Genomic DNA, 252 nt, shown 5'->3' on the forward strand with positions numbered 1-252 from the left:
TATGCTATGTTTACTTCTACTTCTCTTATTGTTTGCCTCATGCTGTTTATGTTGAAGAAGTATTGTAGGATTACAAGCTTTATTAATACTACTGGGTCTATACTTGGTCTACCTGTTGTTTGTGAGTATTTATCTTCTACTAGGTCGTATATGAAGTTAAAGTCTATGTATTTATTTATTTTTCTTAATATGTGATCTTTTGGGACTAGTTTTTCTACCGATACCATTTGAACTTGTTCAGTGTTATTTTTT

1 protein-coding gene is annotated in these 252 nt (G+C 30.2%); it reads right to left on the bottom strand.

Features of this window, described 5'->3' with window-relative positions; all coding sequences use genetic code 11:
• The coding region (locus tag HMPREF2852_RS00640) for a transposase (protein ID WP_148130531.1) at positions 1-227 on the bottom strand (227 nt) is incomplete at its 3' end.
• Positions 228-252 lie beyond the last annotated feature (25 nt).

It is taken from the genome of Anaerococcus sp. HMSC065G05 (assembly GCF_001812365.1).
In the GTDB taxonomy this organism is placed as follows: domain Bacteria; phylum Bacillota; class Clostridia; order Tissierellales; family Peptoniphilaceae; genus Anaerococcus; species Anaerococcus vaginalis.